Below are 17,637 nucleotides of genomic sequence, written 5' to 3' on the forward strand. Positions count from 1 at the left end.
TGTCCTTCTTGGTGCGACCACGAAAGGAGTCTCTGGAACTTGCAGGAAGACCTTGCGTGGTCAGATTGACCGATGTTTAACTTGATCAACGTTCGAGCCATGGGGGAGGTCTGGTGCAGGACCGAAATGCAGGCGTGATATCGGCTGAGGAATTAAGGGACGCGCTCGATGTGGCCATCCTCATCGAAAGCGAAGTGGTGCGGGCCGGGATGGAGACGGTGCTGCGCAAGCTGCCGGATGTGGGAACCGTACGAGCGCTTCCCCTGGACACCGAATCGATTGCGGTGACCGCCGAGGACTACGGTGTGCTGATCGTCGCGGCGGAACAGTGGGGATTGCTCGGCGAGCTCGACGAGAGGCAGCGCGACAACCTGCCGCCCGTCCTGGTGCTGGGGGACGACCTGTACGACCGCAATGGCGCCGACTTCGCCTCACTCCCCGCCGACGGATTCCTTCCGCTCGACACCCTCTCCGCGTGCTCGCTGGAGAACGCCCTGCAGCGGCTGGCCATGGGCGAGGTGCCCATGCCCGCCTTGCTCGCCAAGCGCCTGCTGATGAGCAACCGCAGTCGGCGCAGGGAAGCGGAGCCGGTCACGATCCCGCTGACACCACGGGAGACCGAGACCCTGCGGCTCCTGGCCGACGGGCTGAGCAACAAGCAGGTGGCCCGCTGCCTCGGCATATCCGCGCACGGCTCGAAGCGCCTGGTCGGCTCCATCCTGCTGAAGCTGGGGGCGCCCAACCGGACAACCGCGGTCATCACCGCACTCAAGATCGGGCTGCTCTGACAGCGGGAAGCACGCACCGCGTTTCCACCTCCCGGCACTCGGCGCTCTCCGACGCCCGCCAAACTATGCGGGCTCACCGGGTGCCGGAAGTGTCAACGGCGCGCACCAGGCGCCGGCCGCGTTGACATACCCGAACGGTCCGCTTGTGAGCGCCCGGCGCCCGCGACTACTCCTTGGGGGCCGTCCCACTCTCACCGGAAGGCCGCGTCCCCATGCTGCGCACCATGCTGAAGTCCAAGATCCACCGAGCCACCGTCACCCAGTCCGACCTGCACTACGTGGGCTCGCTGACCATTGACGCGGCCCTGCTGGAAGCGGCCGACATCCTGCCGGGAGAGAAGGTCGACATCGTCGACATCAACAACGGCGCCCGGCTGTCGACGTACACCATCGAGGGACCCCGCGGCAGCGGTGTCATCGGCATCAACGGCGCGGCGGCGCGGCTGGTCTCCCCCGGCGACCTGGTGATCATCATCGCCTACGCCACCGTCTCGGACACCGAGGCCCGTGATCTGCGCCCGCGCGTGCTCTTCGTCGACGGGCACAACCGCGTTACCGATCAGGGCACCGACCCGGCCCACGCCCCCGCGGAGGCCCTCCTGCGCGGCGACGCCCTGCACACCGGCGCCCTGCACACCGGCGCCCTGCACACCGGCGCCCCGCGCACCGGCGCCTGAACCCGGTCCCCGCGGGGGCACGGCCGCGAGACCGGGCGCCGACCGCCCAGCCGCCAGGCCGCCCCCAGCCGGTACGCCGCATACAGGTTCATGGCGAGGAAACAGGCGCCGGCGGCCCCGCACCGCGTGGTCCCGCTGCCCGGGTCGACGGGCCGGCCATGGCTTATGCCGGTGAGGCCGCGGGTCTCGACGGCGGGTCGCCGGTCAAGCGTTCTGGCGGAGGGTGCCGGTGATCCGTCCGCTTGGCCTGACCGCCGGACCCGGGCGCGGGCGTGCCCTGGCACCGCCGGAAGGCATGCTGGAAGGGTGTTCGGTGCCGAGAACATGGTGCGCTGACGGACGACCAGCAGCCATCGCCCCAATATCGGCGGCCAGGAACGAGCTCCAGCAGACAGCCGCAGCGCGGCGGGGGCACGTCCGGCTTCACCGGAGAATGATCGCTTCAGCACGCGGGGCCACGAGCTGCGGTGTGGCTGGCGGTCGGTCGGCCGGACTCCCGCCCCCGCCGCCTTCCGTCCGACACCGTTGGACGATCCGATGCCCTGCCGGTCCGGTTGTAGGGCGAAGGCGCGTTCGGCGCGGTCGCGGTGGGTTGCGTGCACGGCCTGCCCCAGCAGCGTTTTGTGCCGGAGCAGCGGCTCGCGTCGCTCTTCAGGGACCAGGGCGAGGAGGTCGTTGACGCCGGCGTGGAGACGGCGGGTCACCTGGGGCTGGTCTGCGGCTGCGGCACGGAGTTCGGCGATACCGACGTCGACGATTTCCGACCACTCGGGTGCGGCTTGGACGAGCCGCACCCGGCCTGCTCGATCGTGGTGGGACAGGGGCCCCAACCGCTGTGTGCCGAGAACTGCCAGCAGGTGCACGATGCGGTCCAGGCACTGCACCGCGGTCGTGCGGGTCGTTCACCGCCGACGACAGCGCCCGCAACGCGATATCGGCCAGCTGCCTCAGCGCGAACGCCGTATCCTGCAGCGCACCGCGTTCGCTGCCCACCCACGCCACCGACCTCATGGTCGACGGGAGCGTGCCGCGATCGCCGTGCACCGCCAGCAGGGGGATGCCGGGCACCAGGTAGTCCCCGACTCGCGGAATCGTCCGCAGCACCACATCGTGCCGGCGGGCCCAGCGCACGAGCCGTCGCTCGTCCACTGAGCGCAGGACCCCGGCCCGTCCCTGGTAGGCGAGCAGGCCGGTCTGTGCCGACAGTTCCGGCGGTGCACCGTCGGCTGCCGGCTGCCGGGCGAGGGCGCGCAAGGCTTCGCGGGTGATGTGGTCGACGACCGGGCCGACCTGCATGAGCCGCACCGTGGAGTTCACGTAGGCGATGAACAGCAGCAGACTCAGGCCGACCAGCAGGAGCGTCAACAGCGACTGCAGCAGCGGCACTGGTGCGGCACCCTCCTCGACCACGGGGTCGTTGTAGGAGGTGAGGACCAGAAGCGAGAACATGAACGTCGACAAGAACACGGTCAAGGTCGCCTTGGTGATCCGGCTGCGCACGAAGATCCGCACCACCCGCGGTGTCAGCTGACCACTGGTCATCTGCGAGGCCACCAGCGAGATGCTGAACACGACCCCGAGGAACGTCAGTATCGCCTGGCTGACGGTGGTGACGATCGTCTTGGCGTCGTCGGTGAAGTCCCGCACTCCGGTCCCGGTATCGGCGAGGGCCTTGGCCAGTTCCGCGTCCGCCAGTTGGGCGATGTCCCACAGCACGAAAGCCACCATCAACCCGGCGGTGGGCGCGAACCACAGTGTGTCCCGTAGATGTTCCCGCCGGCGCGGGAACCCGCGCGGCCTCCTGAATTCGGGCAGAGACCTCATGGGTGGACCCTAGCGGGAGGAAGTCTCGTTTCCGGCCCACGGCTTTGATCGCGGCTTCGGAGTCGCGGATCGCTCACCCGCCTCCTCCTGGTCGGCGTGCCGGCGTCCTCGGTGCGGGGGTCCGGAGGCCTCCGGGACGTGTCGGTCCAGGTGACGGACTGGCCGGGGCGCCCGGGTTCCTCGGCCGAGCAGCAGCACGCCGCCCTTCATCGCGTGCTGGCCCGGGATTGCGGGGCGACGTCCTCGCGGTCGGCTGTGGTGAGGGCCGCCGCTGGTCGACCAGGCGCTCGTGCAGCTCGACGTTCTGCGGGGTAAGCGGGTCGTCGGGCCGATGGGTTGGGCGGCCGGGCCTGGTCGTCGTCGGTCCGGGATCAGTGGCGTGCTCTGCTTCCCGCGGACGCGGAACGGATCGCCGAGGCGCAGCTCGACACCGAGGTCGAGGCGACCGGCAGCCTGGAGACGGCGTGGTGCTGGCGGGCGGTCGCCGAGTACGTGACCCCCGTCGCGGATCCGGTCCTGGCCGGGGTCGAAGGGTTCCCTCCCCGGGGCCGGCCGAGCCGCGCCAACGCCTGACGAGGCGGCCATCTCGGAGGGTGGCCTCCTTGTGTGGCGTTCACCGGCTGCTGCCCGGCCGCGCTGGACGCCTCCTGTCCGCAGGTCGCCCCCACGGCCGGGTGACTCATATGGGCGGCGCGGTGTTGTGCCGGTCATGGACGAGCTGCTGGAGGTACTCCTCGACCAGGCGACCGAGCCGTGCAGGGGACTGCTCACCGAGGACGAGGCGCGGGCGGTGATGGTGCTCCTCGGGGTGCTCACTGACGGGCCCCGAGGAGTGGGTGCGCGAAGCTGTGGGGGAGACGCGTTTTCGTCTCGGGTCCCGCCTCGCCTGACCCTGGTGGGGCGTCTACTTCGTGGTGTCGAAGGGGACGCTCTGGTAGGCGACGGTGGCGCCGGGGCAGTCCTCGGCGAGTCCCAGGAGGGCCTCGCGTTCGCGGTCGTCGGCCGTCAGGGCCCAGCGGAGTTTGGTCTGACCCACCTGTTACGGGGAGAGTAGTTGCGGCATCAGGGGCTCGGTGAGCCTTTCGTGTGCGCTGCCCGGCCGGGCGGTGTGATCGCCGCCCGTGTGTGCCGCACGCTTCCTGGCGGGGCGGTGGCGGACGCTCACGGCAGCCACTCGCGCACTGTCTCGCTGGCGCGTTTATCGGTAGAGCTGGTCGGCGGAGTTTGTCTTGTGCACGGTGTGGTTGGGGAGGGTGTAGGCGAAGTTGAGAACGGTGCGGCGCGCCCCGGGGCGGGTGAGGGGGGTCACGCGGTGGGCTGTGGTGTCGCTGCGCAGCAGGTAGGCGTCGCCGGCTTGGTGGTGGGCAGTGACGGCCGCGGGTGTTCCGAGGGCGGCCAGGTCTGGTGTGTGGGGGGTGAATTCGAGCAGGCCGCCGTCTTCCGGGTCGCTGGGTGCTTCGAGGAAGAGGACGAGGGCGTAGGGGTAGTCGTCGGTGTGGCCGCCGTGGGTGTCACCGTGCTGGTGGAGGATGTTGAGGACGTGGCGTTCCATCGGGTCCGGCACGGGGGCCACGTCCTGGCCCGTCAGACGGCCCAGCAGTGAGATCAGTTCCTCACCCTTGTACAGGCGGGGGATCATCTGTGACTTCTCGGCGATCATCTGGCCGCCGAGAGTGGTCATGCGGCGCGGTGAGTCGTCCATGCAGGCCATGGAGAAGTCCCGCCGCAACGCGATGTCTCCCAGCCGCGCCGCCTCCTGCCACAGGAGTGTCAGCCCTTCGGCGGTGAGAAAGTCCGCGAGTGGCACGTATCCGGACTCCGCGAGCCGCGCAGGCGCCTGGCCTGCGTCCTTCGGAACGTTGAACACGCGGTCCTCTTCCGTTGCCGGCCGACAAGCCGCTGCGATGCAACGACCTCGTCCCAGAAAAACACGCGGTCCCGCGTCCATGTCGACTTCGCTGCTCCAGACGGCCCCTTCCAGTCCGGCGGCGGAAGTGGGGGCCGGCGGGCGCCTTCGAATGACGGTGACCGGTGGCATCACCGGTAGCGACGTTGGAAGGTCGGGACGGCCTGGTGAGCGAAACTCACGTGCCTGCGCTGCTGCGCTGGGTGATGATTCACCGATGTCAACGCCACTGATGCGGACGATGCTGGTGCCTGCCATCTTGATCGAAGAGCATGCTGCGGGACCTGAACTGCGGCTCCATCACCGCTTCGGCTTCTTCGCAGAGGGCGGCTCGGATGTCAGTGAGCTGCGGTTCTCCGCAGGCGTGACCATCACTTCGGCCGGGTGCATCGTTGAAGCCATGGTGGATGTCGACCTTGAACGGGCTGTCGTTTCGGATTGACACGGTCACTTCGATCGGCCCCCTGGGCTCCGGACCCGCAGGGACGTCGAGGTGCAGGCAAAGCATCGCGGCCGGGCAGCCCTCGTTGACTTCCACCTGGCATCGGATGACGGGAGTGAGGGCGGAGTGCATTCGCTCTTCCCTAGGTGACACCGGAACGCGTCATGCACACTCCACCCGCGTACCCACGGGCGTCCAGTCGGACGGGCCCGCGGCCCCTACCGCGCGGACCTGGAAGCAGTGCCTTATTTGGGCGAGGTTCTTGAATGAGAAATGCGTGGTGTTCGGCCCGACGCCGAAGGTCTGATTTAGAGTCGTATTACGGATTTCGTAACCGGTTTCATTGTTCGCATTGTCCTGCCAATCTACCCATACGGTCTTCTCCTTGCAATTTGTCCTCGTTATCGCACATATGCCGCGAAGGGCGGGCGCCTGGACGATCACATTCGAAGGTTCGTTCGGTCGCCCGATGTCAACTGCCGACTTCTCATTAGTTATGTAATAAGCGGCTTCCGCATGGTCGGGCGACTGAAATTCGCGGCTGTGTGCGGAGAGGCGAATTGTCCATTGGGTGCCCGGGCGGACAACGGTGGGAGCAGGGCTGTGGCTGCGCTCCAGGTCGGAGTGGTTACAGTCGTCGAATTCGTACAGTTTGATGTTTGATCCGACGACAACCCCTTCGTCCTTCCTCAGGAACAGACTCACGGTTAGCAGGGCCACGGCTTCGTTGCCAGCGCACACCTCGATGCTGTATGTCTTATTCGGTGCGTCATGGGAGATGTTGATGGTTTCATTGAAACGCTTAATCCGATTTTCACCTCCTGTGGGCTCATAGTCGTACGCTTTCACGAATCCTTCAAGGTTCACGGCGTGCGTGTTGGCGGCCGCAGCGGGCTTCGTCATGCCCACTAACAGCGTGGGTGCCAACAGAATCGCAGCCGCTACAGCATGTCCAACCTTCATCTTCGACCTCACAGGAACAGGTGTGATCTCGACTGCTGGGCACCGCGCCGTCGGGGGAGCCACTGAAAAGATCTCCGCACCATGAGAGTCCCACCACGGCAATCCTGGCGCATCTTGGGAGGGCGGCCCGCCGTCCCATAGAAGCGTGAAAAGGACTGTCCCGTAAATGATCTCCTCGTCGCCCCGGGCATGGCGAACCATCGTGGGGCCTCCTTGCCTGTCCAGCGAGGGCGAGGTTGTGCATCCGGGCGATGCCGAGCATGGCGTGGTGGACGCCATCGCCTTGAGGCGGGCGCCAAAGCAGGGCAGGGCGCCGACCCTTGATCACGTCGTAAGCGCATCCGTCCCTGGGGCTTCGCTCGTCCACCCGTGGATCAAGGCTTGAGGCTGCTACGAGGCCTTGAACCCGTTTGGCGCAGTGGCTACTGATGGTCGAAAAGCTGGTTGTGGGTGGGATGGGGTGCTGCGGTCCGTGTGCCTTCCGGGCGCGTGGTGGAGGGGTTGCGTTCGAGGGTCAACCTGGTCTTGATCCCGTGCCCTGTGCAGCGGAGGGTCGCAGAAATGTCGGCATTGGGCAACGCCAGCCGTTTTCGTGTCTTTCGGGTGGTGGGGGTCCAAAGTGTGGCTCCTCGGCAGGACGCCGGGAACTGTTCGAAGTCCTCCCGGCTTGTACGAGGCCGCGCCGGACTGCCCGTTGAAGGAGCCTTATCTCATACCTGCTTCGGTGGACTCGCGCGCCGGAGAACACGGTGTCGCTGGACACGTGGAGCCTGCGGGTTCCGTACGTCGCCGCGACCATCGCGAGCCGGATGGGGCCCTCTGCCGTGGTCGCCCAGGCGGCCAGGCCGCTCGACGCGTTGAGGACGAGCCGCGGGCGCACTTCCTGCCGAACGCCTCGGTGCGCGCGCTGGGCGGGTTGGCGGCGGCCGAGTTGGAGCGCTGGGCGAGGTCGTGGCCGGGGCTGTCGGTGGAGTTGGACGACCGACGCCTGGGGTGAAGGCGCCCGGCGCGGACCGGCCGTCCCCCGGGGCGCTCGGGCACGGTGTCCGGCGGCCGCACGGCACCCTCCGGCGGCGCGGTCCAAAGGTCGGTCGGCGGTCCGTACACTGCCGTTCGACAGCGGTGCCGAGGGCGGGGGTAAGTCGGTGGAGTCTTTGCGGCCGGGTGACCCGCCGGAGATCGGCGGGTACCGCCTGCTGGCACGGCTCGGCGAGGGCGGTATGGGCGAGGTGTTCCTGGCCCGTACGGCGTCCGGCCGGCCACTGGCACTCAAGACCGTGCACCGGCACTTGAGCCTGGAGGCGGACTTCGCGGAGCGCTTCGCCCGCGAGATTCGCGCCAACGACCGCGTGCGCTGCCCCTGGACGGTCTCGGTGGTGGACTTCAGCCCGTCGCAGGAGTCGCCGCAGTGGCTGGCGACCGAGTACATCCCCGCGCCGTCACTGGGCGACTGGGTCCACCGTCACGGGCCGCTGGCGGAACCGGCCGTACGGTGCCTGGCCCGGGAGCTCTCGGCGGCGCTCGTCACCGTCCGGGCGGCGGGTGTGGTGCACCGCGACATCAAGCCGGCCAACGTCCTGCTCGGCCCCGAACGCCCCTTCCTCATCGACTTCGGCATCGCGCGCGCCGTGCGGGACCCGCGCCACACGCAGACCGGCACGGTCATCGGCACCCCTGGCTACCTCGCCCCCGAGCAGGCGACCGGGACCGTGGCCGGAGCGCCGGCGGACGTGTTCTCCCTCGCGGCGGTCCTCGTGTACGCGGCCACCGGGCGCAGCCCGTTCCTGGCGCACGGCGAGGAACTGAGCCTGCCCGCCCTGCTCTACCGCATCGTCCATGACGAGCCTCTCCTGGACGGGGTCCCGCCCGCGCTCCGTGCGCTGGTGGGGGAGTGCCTGGCCAAGGACCCCGACCGGCGGCCCACGGCCGAGGCCCTGCGGGAGCGGCTCGGCGCCGGTGCGGAGTCGGACTGGAGCGAGTCCCTGCCGCCGGCCCTGGTCGCGGACGCCGCCCGTCGCCGAAGCGACCTGCACGGCCTCCTGACCACACCCCGCCCGAGCCCCCCGGCCCCGGCGGCCGCCCCCACACCGCTCCCGCCCCTTCGCCCTGAGGACACGCCGCCGCCGCCCGGCATGCCGCATGCCGACACGCCGACTCCCGAGGCACCGGCGCTGGGCTCGCCGTCTCCCGGTACTGCGGCTCCCGGCGTTCCGGCGTGGGGCACGCCGGCTCCCGGCGCACCGGCTCCCGGTGTTCCGGCGTGGGGCACGCCAACTCCAAGCGCTTCGGGCACTTCAGGGGCTCGGGGCGCTGCGGGGGCTTCGGGGTGGGGTATGCCGACACCTGGCGCATCAGCTCCAGCCGCACCGGCTTCGAGCATGCCCGCTTTCGCCGCGCCGGTGCCTCCGCCGGTGCCCCACCAGCCCCCTGCCACGTCGCCGGTCGGCCCGTGGGCCGCTCCCGTTGCCGCTCCTGCCGGGAGCCGCTCCCGGTGGGCGTCCCGCAGGCAGCGGGCGATCGGCGCCGCCGCCGGCGCCGTAGTCGTAGCGGCGCTGATCACGCTAGCGATCCATCTCTCCGGAGCCTGGGGCGGGGGCGGGTCCGGGGCGGGTGACGGCCGAGGCAGTGGCGACGGCGCCAAGCCGGGCACCTCCACCGCCGCCACGGCGTCGTCCCTGCCGGCGGCATGGGTGGGCACCTGGTCCGGCACCGGGCCCGGAACACCCGACGCGGACGGCATCACCCGCGCCCGCACAGGCGAGTTCGACGTCACGGTCACCCTGCACGGCGGCGCGGTGGGCGAGTTGGTGGGCCGACAGGTCAGCGACGTGAAGGAGACCGCCTCCGGCCGGAACCTGGGCTGCACGGAAGCCCTCGAACTACGCCAGATCCGGGAGAACACCCTGGTCTTCGCAGCCGTCACCAGCCACCCCACCGACCGCTCGGGCTCCTTCGACTGCCCCCGCGGCAACCTTTACGTACTCACGCTGGCGGCTCCCGACCGCGTCACGCTGGAAGCGGAAGGAGCCCAGTCAGCAGGCGCCCCCACCGAACTAACCCGCCACCCCTGACCCCTCACTCTGTCCCCTCGCCCGCAGCCCGTGCCCTCGGGTCCCCTCCCGGGGGGGCGTCCACCGGCTCGGCAGGCGGCATCACGAGCTCGACCAGCCGGTAGCAGTCGGTCGCGGTTGCCTTCCAATCACCCATGAGGGCAGCGTATGCATCACCCCAAAGCGCTTTGGCAGAATTTTCCGATGCCCGTGATCACACCAACCGCACCGAGATCATCTCTCCGGCGACCGCCAGCTCCTGGACGCCCTTCGTGCCGCCCGTGGAGTGCGGTCGTGGATGAGACCCCTTGTTTCGAGTACGAGGAAGACGACCTGGACATCGCGCAACGCGCGTTCGTGGACGTTCTGGCCGAACGAGCGGGCTCCTGGCTGGTGGACCCGCTCGACACTGTCGTGCTGCCATCGGCGAACACCTCCAACGGCCAGCTGATCGTCTATCTGGACATCGGTGACCCGTAGCGCAACCAGGGAGTTCTGACGGTGGGCGCCCACTTCGACGGCTCCGTGGTCCGTGCGGGCGAACTCCACAACCAGGACTTCACCATCCGGCAGATCGCGTCTGAGTTCGCCTTCGAAGCCGCGGGGAGCCCTACGGAGCTGGCGAACAGGGCAGCAGACTGGTTCGAGTCAATCCTCGCGCGACCTCTGGTCCGCTGCGCATGGCATCACGCCGGAAGGATGTACGCGGTCCGCTACGAGTACGCGGATACGGGGCGGGGCCTCAGCGAGGGCTTCGAGACCCCTCTGGCACCCGACGCACTGCGGAAACGACTGGCCGCAGAGGGCGTGAGCCGAGGCCGAGGCCGGATCAACCGTGCCGGTCTGGGCCAACCAGACGTGGTCGCACATGTCCGGGGCGTCCGCCCCGATCAGTAGTCACGGGACAGCTCTCAGCCGGAGACTATCTCCCTGCGACGGTTCCTCCGGGGTGGCGCGTCCACCGGTCTCGCGAGTTGATCTGGATCGGTTGGTCCACGCGGAGGGGTCGCGGGTTGCACGTCGAGCGCAGCGTGAGAGGTAACCCGGGAGAAGCTTCGGTGCGGGGCTCGCATACTGGTGGGATGAGTTCGGACTCCGCCCACCGCCGGTTCCGGGACCCGCGCAGTACGAAGTACGACTTCCTCGCGTCGGTTCTCGTGTGCTGTCCCGGCTGCGGGAAGGTCGCGTATGTCGGTACAGCACCGGACCCGGCCGGGGTGCACGACTGTGGCCTCGCCGCGCCGGGGCGGCGTCTCGTGTGTCGGAGCTGCGGCATGGTGAAGGAGTGGAGCCGTGGTGGTGTGGCCTTCCACCGGGACCGGCACGCGCCGGCCACAGACCCCTACTTCGGCACGCGGCTCTGGCTGCAGACCGAGACCCGGCACGGGTGGGTATGGGCGTACAACCTGGAGCACCTGGACCTGATCAGGCGATTTGTGCAGGCATCGCTGCGCGAAGGGATCCCTTGGCACGACCACGGCCGAAAGATGACCGTGGTGGCCCGCCTGCCCGTATGGATGCAGCAGGCCAGGAACCGGGACGAGGTGCTGCGAGCCATCGCCCGCATCCACGCCTCACTGGATACGCCTCGCCGGTAGCCGGCCAACTGGGGCCGGCCACCCGCGAGGAATGGTTTCGGTGCCGCGGCTGGATGAGCGGTCGCCACCGGCTCAGATGATGTGGATCCGCTCCAGGGAACCTGCGGTGTCGCGAATCATCAGGTCGTGCCCCTTGGCTCGTTCGGCCTCGATGAACCCGAGCAGGAGAACCGCGCGGTTGATCACGTCGGACTTGCTCACGCCGCTCGCGGCCGTGAGTTCCGCGACCGTGGTGACCGCCGGAGGGCACAGGGTGACGGAGTACCGCTCGCTGTCGGGGTGGGAGGGGAGTTCGTCCATGGCAGTTCCTTTCGTCGTCATCGGTCGCCGTCAGCGTGCACCAGAAGTGTGCTCATTCGCATCACATTTGTATGAGAGGTGCACGCTGGAGGTGCCGAGAGTCTCGGTGCCTCGGTCGGGTGGAGGGGCGTGACGGGGTGTGGAGCGGGTGGGCGCGGGGCTCAGTGCGGGGGCGTCGGGGCGGCGTTCGGGGGGAAGGGCCATGCTTCGATGTCGCGGTAGTGGATGGGCCCGGGGCCGCGTCCGATGTTGCTGCCGACCAGGTGGAGGCGCGCGGCTTCCCACCGGCTGCCGGTGAACCCGGCCAGTCCGGCGGCGGCCTCCGCCGCGCAGGTCGGATCGTCACGGCGTGCGCGGGCCAGCGTCAGGTGCGGGCGGAAAGGACGGTCCTCGAAGGGGATTCCGCACTCCTTGACGACCGTCCGTACCTCGGCGGCCAGCCGGTGCAGCCCTTCGAGGTCCCCGTCGATACCGCTCCACAGCACCCGCTCGCCGAAGTGGCCGCCGCCGCGCAACGACAGCCCTACCGGCCGTCGCGCCGTCGCGAGGTCCGCGAGCGGCGGCCGCAGGAGCGGGACCGTCCCGACCGGGAGCTCCCCGAGGAACGCGAGGGTGATGTGCCAGTCCTCGATCCGGTTCCACCGCATGCGCGGGTACGCCTCGTAGGCGGGGCGCAGCGCCCGCTCCAGTTCGGCCTTCGCCTCGTCGGGCGGCGCGAGGGCGATGAATATGCGCACGGTCGCGACCGGAGCCTGTTCGCCCTCGATGGGTTCCGTACCGTGCCGGGGTGCTTCAGTCATCGTCTCTTCCGTACGCGCGCCGTTCCGGGCCGAGCGTACGGGGTGCCCCCGATGCCGGAGAGACCGGCCCGGCCACCGTCCGGCCCCCGCACGGGCGCGACTCGGGCGCCGAACATTGGCCGGAAGTAGTTGGCCTCGCCCCTCAGGATCCGGCGGGAGTCCTGTTCCGCCGAGGCCGCCGGGCCGCTGTGCGACGTCCTGGGCACGGCGGCCGGACCCCGTCCCAGGCACTGCCCCTCTCCCACCCCGGCCGGAGACGCCGACGGCCCCGGCACCCTGGCCCATGCGGGCGGGACACCGGGGCCGCGTGGCCGAGTGCGGGCGCGGGTCAGGCGGAAGCGGAGGCGGGGGCCGCGGCCGGCTCGCGGGTGCGGGCGGCGAACGCGGTCACCGCGCTCTCGGCCTCGGCGAACACCTCCTTGGCACGGGTCTCCCGCTCGTCCTCGGCGCAGCCCGAGAGCTCGGTCCCGTACAGGACCCGGACCTCGGCGTGGCTGAACCCGCAGAACTCGGAGATACCGCTGCGCAGTTGGACCACCAGGGCGTCGGTCAGGGCGGAGTTTCCGGCCTCGCCGTTCAGGGGGAGCCACAGGATCCCCTTGCCCGCCAGGCGCGGCTTGCTGCGGCCGTAGGCGAAGCCGTAGTTCCAGACCCGGTCGATCCAGCCCTTGAGGATGGCCGGCGGCGCGAACCACCAGACGGGGAAGACCACGATCACGTCGTCGGCGGCCTCCATGCGCTCCATGTGCGCGTGGACCTCCGGCGAGTACTCCTTCTCGCGGTTCTTCCAGTCGGGCTCGTCGACGGGCGTCATACGGGGGTCGAAGCCCTCCGCGTAGAGGTCGAGCAGGTCCACGGAACCGCCATCGGCCTCCAGGAGGCGACGGGTGCGGTCGGCTACCGCGGCGGAGAGGGAATCCGACCGGGGATGGGCCAGTACGAGCAGGGTCCGGGACACGGTTGACCTCCAACAAGGGCTAACAGAGCAGGCACACTGCAGGGTAAACGGCCCCGGCCGCACCACGGGCGCGGGACGACCACGGCGGTGGCCGGACCCCGACCTGTAGGGACCCCGATGTGTACGGACCCCGCCGCGTAGGAGACCCCGACCCGTACGGACCCTCCCGCCGGAGCCGCCCGGCGCCGCCCGGAGACGGCCGGAGCCGCCCGGAGCCGCCCGGCGCCGCCCGGAGACGGCCGGAGCCGCCCGGAGCCGCCCGGAGCCGCCCGGAGCCGCCCGGCGGCCGGCCCCGACACGCGGCCGCTCGGCAAGGCGGTCTGTCGTCGGCGCCTTCCGCGCGCCACACTGGTGGCCCCGGCGCCGGACGGCGGCGGTGTCCACGGAGGCGGTGGGGTGTTGACGAGCGAGCCCGGGCAGCAGCCCGCTCCGGCCGTACGGCCCGAGGTGTGGGAGACGTACGGACCGGCCGACCTCAGTGCCGTTCCCGTGTTCGCGGGCGGGTTCATCAACTTCGGCTACTGGCGGTCCATCGACCTGGAACGGCCCCTCGCGGAGAGCGACCGGGTCCGCAGCGAGCAGGACCTCTACCGGCACGTCCTCGACGCCGCTGCCCCCGAGGGCGCACGCGCCGTCGAAATCGGGTGCGGACTCGGCCTGGGATGCGCCCTCGCCCTCGACGAGTACCGGCCCGCGGCGATCACCGGCGTGGACATCCACCCCCACCAACTGCGACGGGCCCGCGAAGCCAACGCCCCGCTTTTGCGGGCCCGGCCTCAGCGGCTGCGCTTCGCCCTGGGGGCGGCGGAGAAGCTGCCGCTCGACGACGCAGAGTTCGACTGCCTGTACAGCGTCGAGGCGGCGCAGCACTTCCCCGACCTGCCCGCCTTCGCCCGGGAGGCGGCGCGCGTCCTGCGGCCCGGCGGGCGGGTGGCCGTCGCCAGCTTCTTCACCGTGGACGACGCCCCCGCGCACGCCGACCGGCTCGCCGGGCTGCTCGACTCCTTCGCCAGCGGCCTGGACATCGCCCGCCCCGTCTCCCGGCTCGCCGACGCACTGACCGACGCCGGTCTCGTCGACGTCCGGGTCCGCTCCATCGGCCCGCAGGTCTGGCCCGGTTGGGACCGGTGGCTCGCCCGCCTCTGGGAGCCGGGCACCTGGCCCCGCAACTTCCTGGCGGCCTGGGAGCAGGACATCCTGGACTACTACCTCGTCACCGCCACCCGGCCCTGACACCCGGCGCCGCTGAGGCACCCCGTACGGACCCTGCCCGGCCTGCGCCCGCGCCCTGCCCCCGGCGCGCCCCGCCCCCCGGCGCGGCCCGATCCCGACCACCCGTGGCCGACCGTGTGATGTCTGCCCATGGTTTGCCCAAGGCTCGATCAAGGGCGGGTGCCGGACCGCCCCTCGGGCCCGGGGTGGGCCTACCTTCTCCAGGCATGACCGTCGATGCTGAACGCCAGGGGAATCCGGGGCGGCGCCGGTTCGTGCGGGCCGGGCTGACGGGAGCGGTCGCCGTGACGGCGGGGCTGGTCTCCGCTACCCCCGTCCTCCCGCCCGACGCCTCGGTCGGGCTCAACGGCCCGCGGCCGCACACGCCCGCGTCCGCCCTGCGCGCCCTCGCCACGGGGAACCGGCGCTGGCGCACCCTCCACGAGCGGCATCCCGACGAGACGAGGGCGGTGCGGCAGACGCTGGTGGCCGGACAGCACCCCTTCGCCGTGATCCTGGGCTGCGTCGATTCGCGCGTGCCGCCGGAGCTGGTCTTCGACCAGGGCCTCGGCGATCTGCTGACCGTGCGTTCGGCGGGCGAGGTCCTGGACGAGGCGGTCCTCGCCAGCATCGTCTACGGGGTGGAGGAGTTGCGCATTCCGCTGGTCGTGATCCTGGGGCACCAGTCCTGCGGAGCCGTGGCCGCCGCCGTCCACGCCGACGAGACCGGAGGCCGGCTGGCGGGCCACATGCAGTACCTAGCCGATCAGATCCGCCCGGCGATCGACCACAGCCTGACGGGCGCCGCGCGCGTGGACGCGGCGATCTCCGCGAACGTGGGCCTGGTACGGACCCGGCTCGCCGCGGAGCCCGTCCTGACCGCCCGCATCGAGGCCCGGGAACTGGCCGTCGTCGCGGCCCGGTACGAACTGACCAGCCAGCGCGTGCACCAGATCGCCGCCGCCCCACCCGCCACGGCGAGGAGCTGAGCGGATACCGCCCGCCGGCGTACGGCGGGGGGCCTACGGCGGTTGCCGCCCGCGGCCGGTACGCGTTCCCGCTCAGGCGGGTCAACACGCCGACCCGACGGACCTCCGCGCCGCCGGCCGGCCCCGCGACCGTACCGCCGGCGGACGCAACCCCCGGGGCCCGGCCCGCGACAGCGCATAGGGTGAGCCCGTGACGGCGAACGCGAATGCGGGAACGAAGGACAGCCGGGTGCTGTACGGCTGCATGGGGCTGGGCGGCAGCTGGGAGCCCGGCACGTACGAACCGGGAGACATCGACGCCGCCGAGAGCGCGGTCGAAGCGGCACTGGACAGCGGGATCACCGCCTTCGACCACGCCGACATCTACCGGCACGGCAAGGCCGAGGCGGTGTTCGGCGAGGTACTGGCCCGCACCCCCGGGCTCCGGGAGCGCATCACGCTCCAGACCAAGTGCGGCATCCGCCTCGCCGACGAGGACGGACCGGGCAGGTACGACCTGCGCGCCGCGAGCATCACGCGGCGGGTGGAGGAGAGCCTGACCCGGCTGCGCACCGACGTGATCGATGTCCTGCTGCTGCACCGCCCCGACCCGCTCGCCGACCCGGAGGAGATCGCGTCGGCGCTGACGGCGCTGCACGGGCAGGGCCTCGTACGGAGCTTCGGCGTCTCCAACATGGGCGCCGCCCAGATGGCCTCCCTCCAGGCCGTGCTCGACGTACCGCTCGCCGCGAACCAGCTGGAGATGAGCCTGCACAGCCGGGACTGGGTCGAGGCCGGCGTGGTGGTCAACACCGCGGACGCCGGCCGCAACGGCTTCCCCCTGGGCACCCTGGAGTACTGCCGCGACCAGGGGATCGGCCTCCAGGCCTGGGGTTCGCTGGCGCAGGGGCGTTTCACCGGGCAGCAGCAGACGCCCGCCGAGCAGGCCACGGCCGACCTGCTGGCCGACCTCGCCCACCGCAAGGGCACGACGCCCGAAACGGTCCTGCTGTGGTGGCTGATGCGGCACCCCGCCGCCATCGCGCCGGTCATCGGCACCGCGCGCCCCGACCGCATCCGCGCCTGCCGGGACGCGGCCATGCGGGAGCCGGACCTCACGCACGAGGAGTGGTACGAGCTGTGGATCACCGCCAGGGGCGTACCGCTGCCCTGACCCGGCTGCCCCGACCCCGCTGCCCTGCCCCTGATGCCCCGGGAGCCGCCCCGGGGCCGCCCCGCCGCCCCCGCATGCCCCGCGCGCGCCCGCAACCCGGCGGCGTCACGATGGAGGGAGGGGGCCGCGTTCGGCGCAGCGCCGTGGAGGACGCCATGAGCACGCACAAGGCGGGACCCGACACCACCGTCCTCGCCGATTGCCTGGAGGTGCCGGGGGTCGGCTTCCTCCCGATCAACACCTTCGTCGTCCACGCGGAGCAGCCGGTCGTCGTCGACACCGGCTGCGGGCTGCCGGACCGGGACTTCCTCAACGCCCTCGGCTCCGTCATCGACCCCGCCGACGTCCGGTGGATCTGGCTGACGCACCCGGACCGGGACCACACCGGAGGCCTCTTCGCGCTGCTCGAAGCCGCGCCCCGGGCCCGTCTGGTGACCACGTTCCTGGGTGCCGGGATCATGTCCACCGAGCGCCCCCTGCCCATGGACCGGGTGCACCTCCTCAACCCCGGCCAGAGCCTGGACGCGGGCGACCGCACGCTGCACGCGTTCCGGCCGCCGCTGTTCGACAACCCGGCCACCGTCGGCTTCTACGACGACCGCTCCCGCACCTGCTTCAGCTCCGACTGCTTCGGCGGCCCCATGCCCACCGCGGAGGTCGCCACCGGGGCCGATGTGGCCGGGGTGGGCGCCGAGGACCTGCGGGCGGCCCAGCTGTTCTGGGCGAGCGTGGACAGTCCCTGGGTGCAACTCGTCGACAAGGAACGCTTCCTGGCCACCGTCGAACCGCTGCGGTCCATGGATCCCCTGACCATCCTCTCCACCCACCTCCCCCCGGCCCAGGGCCTGACCGCGCGGTTCCTCGACACCCTCGGGGGCGCCCCGGGCATCGACCCCTTCGTCGGGCCGGACCAGCAGGCGCTGGAGCGGATGCTCGCCGGGTTCGAGCCCGGCGCCGGTCCCGGCTGAGGAGCCGTA

General features: G+C 70.9%; 17 protein-coding genes and 2 pseudogenes. 11 read left to right on the top strand and 8 right to left on the bottom strand.

Annotated features, from left to right (window positions below; genetic code table 11):
* Positions 1-170 precede the first annotated feature (170 nt).
* Complete coding sequence (locus ACFWUQ_RS02340; RefSeq protein WP_384531714.1) at positions 171-788, top strand: LuxR C-terminal-related transcriptional regulator; 618 nt, start codon at positions 171-173, stop codon at positions 786-788.
* A 212-nt stretch (positions 789-1,000) separates the two neighbouring features.
* A complete protein-coding gene (gene panD / locus ACFWUQ_RS02345) occupies positions 1,001-1,465 on the top strand; it encodes an aspartate 1-decarboxylase (RefSeq protein WP_384531716.1) in 465 nt (154 codons plus the stop codon).
* Between the two features lie 533 nt (positions 1,466-1,998).
* On the opposite strand, the pseudogene ACFWUQ_RS02350 reads toward panD, so the two are convergent.
* A pseudogene (locus tag ACFWUQ_RS02350) lies at positions 1,999-3,289 on the bottom strand (DUF2254 domain-containing protein); the annotation flags it as partial.
* 336 nt (positions 3,290-3,625) lie between these two features.
* Here ACFWUQ_RS02350 and ACFWUQ_RS02355 point away from each other — a divergent pair.
* On the top strand, positions 3,626-3,862 hold the full coding sequence (locus tag ACFWUQ_RS02355) for a hypothetical protein (protein ID WP_384531717.1): 237 nt from the start codon (positions 3,626-3,628) through the stop codon (positions 3,860-3,862).
* Between the two features lie 331 nt (positions 3,863-4,193).
* On the opposite strand, the gene ACFWUQ_RS02360 is transcribed toward ACFWUQ_RS02355, so the two are convergent.
* Together ACFWUQ_RS02360 and ACFWUQ_RS02365 are read right to left on the bottom strand one after the other, a co-directional pair.
* Positions 4,194-4,325: a hypothetical protein gene (locus ACFWUQ_RS02360; protein ID WP_384531718.1), complete on the bottom strand. Its 132-nt coding sequence runs from the start codon at positions 4,323-4,325 to the stop codon at positions 4,194-4,196.
* A gap of 162 nt (positions 4,326-4,487) precedes the next feature.
* Entirely contained in the window at positions 4,488-5,156 is a 669-nt protein-coding gene (locus ACFWUQ_RS02365; protein ID WP_384531720.1) for a 2OG-Fe(II) oxygenase, read from the bottom strand.
* A gap of 256 nt (positions 5,157-5,412) precedes the next feature.
* On the opposite strand from ACFWUQ_RS02365, the gene ACFWUQ_RS02370 reads away from it, so the two are divergent.
* A complete protein-coding gene (locus tag ACFWUQ_RS02370) occupies positions 5,413-5,637 on the top strand; it encodes a hypothetical protein (RefSeq protein WP_384531721.1) in 225 nt (74 codons plus the stop codon).
* A 162-nt stretch (positions 5,638-5,799) separates the two neighbouring features.
* On the opposite strand, the gene ACFWUQ_RS02375 is transcribed toward ACFWUQ_RS02370, so the two are convergent.
* Both ACFWUQ_RS02375 and ACFWUQ_RS02380 read right to left on the bottom strand, forming a co-directional pair.
* Complete coding sequence (locus tag ACFWUQ_RS02375) at positions 5,800-6,540, bottom strand: hypothetical protein (protein WP_384531723.1); 741 nt, start codon at positions 6,538-6,540, stop codon at positions 5,800-5,802.
* Between the two features lie 784 nt (positions 6,541-7,324).
* Positions 7,325-7,480, bottom strand: a pseudogene (locus ACFWUQ_RS02380) (dTDP-4-dehydrorhamnose reductase); the annotation flags it as partial.
* 265 nt (positions 7,481-7,745) lie between these two features.
* On the opposite strand from ACFWUQ_RS02380, the gene ACFWUQ_RS02385 reads away from it, so the two are divergent.
* From ACFWUQ_RS02385 to ACFWUQ_RS02395, 3 genes are all read left to right on the top strand, one after another.
* Positions 7,746-9,671: a protein kinase gene (locus tag ACFWUQ_RS02385; protein WP_384531724.1), complete on the top strand. Its 1,926-nt coding sequence runs from the start codon at positions 7,746-7,748 to the stop codon at positions 9,669-9,671.
* Positions 9,672-9,944: 273 nt separating this feature from the next.
* Positions 9,945-10,130, top strand: coding sequence for a hypothetical protein (locus ACFWUQ_RS02390; RefSeq protein WP_384531726.1), 186 nt, complete (start codon positions 9,945-9,947; stop codon positions 10,128-10,130).
* 602 nt (positions 10,131-10,732) lie between these two features.
* A complete protein-coding gene (locus ACFWUQ_RS02395) occupies positions 10,733-11,248 on the top strand; it encodes a hypothetical protein (RefSeq protein WP_384531728.1) in 516 nt (171 codons plus the stop codon).
* A 72-nt stretch (positions 11,249-11,320) separates the two neighbouring features.
* Here ACFWUQ_RS02395 and ACFWUQ_RS02400 read toward each other — a convergent pair whose 3' ends face one another.
* The 3 genes from ACFWUQ_RS02400 to ACFWUQ_RS02410 all read right to left on the bottom strand — a co-directional run bounded on the left by ACFWUQ_RS02400 (position 11,321) and on the right by ACFWUQ_RS02410 (position 13,306).
* On the bottom strand, positions 11,321-11,548 hold the full coding sequence (locus ACFWUQ_RS02400; RefSeq protein ID WP_384531730.1) for a hypothetical protein: 228 nt from the start codon (positions 11,546-11,548) through the stop codon (positions 11,321-11,323).
* A 161-nt stretch (positions 11,549-11,709) separates the two neighbouring features.
* Positions 11,710-12,348 (bottom strand): RNA 2',3'-cyclic phosphodiesterase, encoded by a 639-nt coding sequence (gene thpR / locus ACFWUQ_RS02405; RefSeq protein WP_384531731.1) that lies wholly within the window; start codon positions 12,346-12,348, stop codon positions 11,710-11,712.
* A gap of 328 nt (positions 12,349-12,676) precedes the next feature.
* Positions 12,677-13,306, bottom strand: a complete 630-nt coding sequence (locus tag ACFWUQ_RS02410; RefSeq protein ID WP_384531732.1) for an NAD(P)H oxidoreductase — start codon at positions 13,304-13,306, stop codon at positions 12,677-12,679.
* 396 nt (positions 13,307-13,702) lie between these two features.
* On the opposite strand from ACFWUQ_RS02410, the gene ACFWUQ_RS02415 reads away from it, so the two are divergent.
* From ACFWUQ_RS02415 to ACFWUQ_RS02430, 4 genes are all read left to right on the top strand, one after another.
* Positions 13,703-14,539, top strand: coding sequence for a class I SAM-dependent methyltransferase (locus ACFWUQ_RS02415; protein ID WP_384531734.1), 837 nt, complete (start codon positions 13,703-13,705; stop codon positions 14,537-14,539).
* A 206-nt stretch (positions 14,540-14,745) separates the two neighbouring features.
* The gene (locus ACFWUQ_RS02420; protein WP_384531735.1) at positions 14,746-15,507 is read left to right on the top strand and encodes a carbonic anhydrase; all 762 of its coding nucleotides are present in this window, start codon (positions 14,746-14,748) and stop codon (positions 15,505-15,507) included.
* A 190-nt stretch (positions 15,508-15,697) separates the two neighbouring features.
* Entirely contained in the window at positions 15,698-16,660 is a 963-nt protein-coding gene (locus ACFWUQ_RS02425) for an aldo/keto reductase family oxidoreductase (RefSeq protein WP_384531737.1), read from the top strand.
* A 155-nt stretch (positions 16,661-16,815) separates the two neighbouring features.
* On the top strand, positions 16,816-17,628 hold the full coding sequence (locus ACFWUQ_RS02430) for an MBL fold metallo-hydrolase (RefSeq protein ID WP_384531738.1): 813 nt from the start codon (positions 16,816-16,818) through the stop codon (positions 17,626-17,628).
* Positions 17,629-17,637 lie beyond the last annotated feature (9 nt).

It is taken from the genome of Streptomyces sp. NPDC058662 (genome assembly GCF_042716255.1).
Lineage (GTDB): Bacteria > Actinomycetota > Actinomycetes > Streptomycetales > Streptomycetaceae > Streptomyces.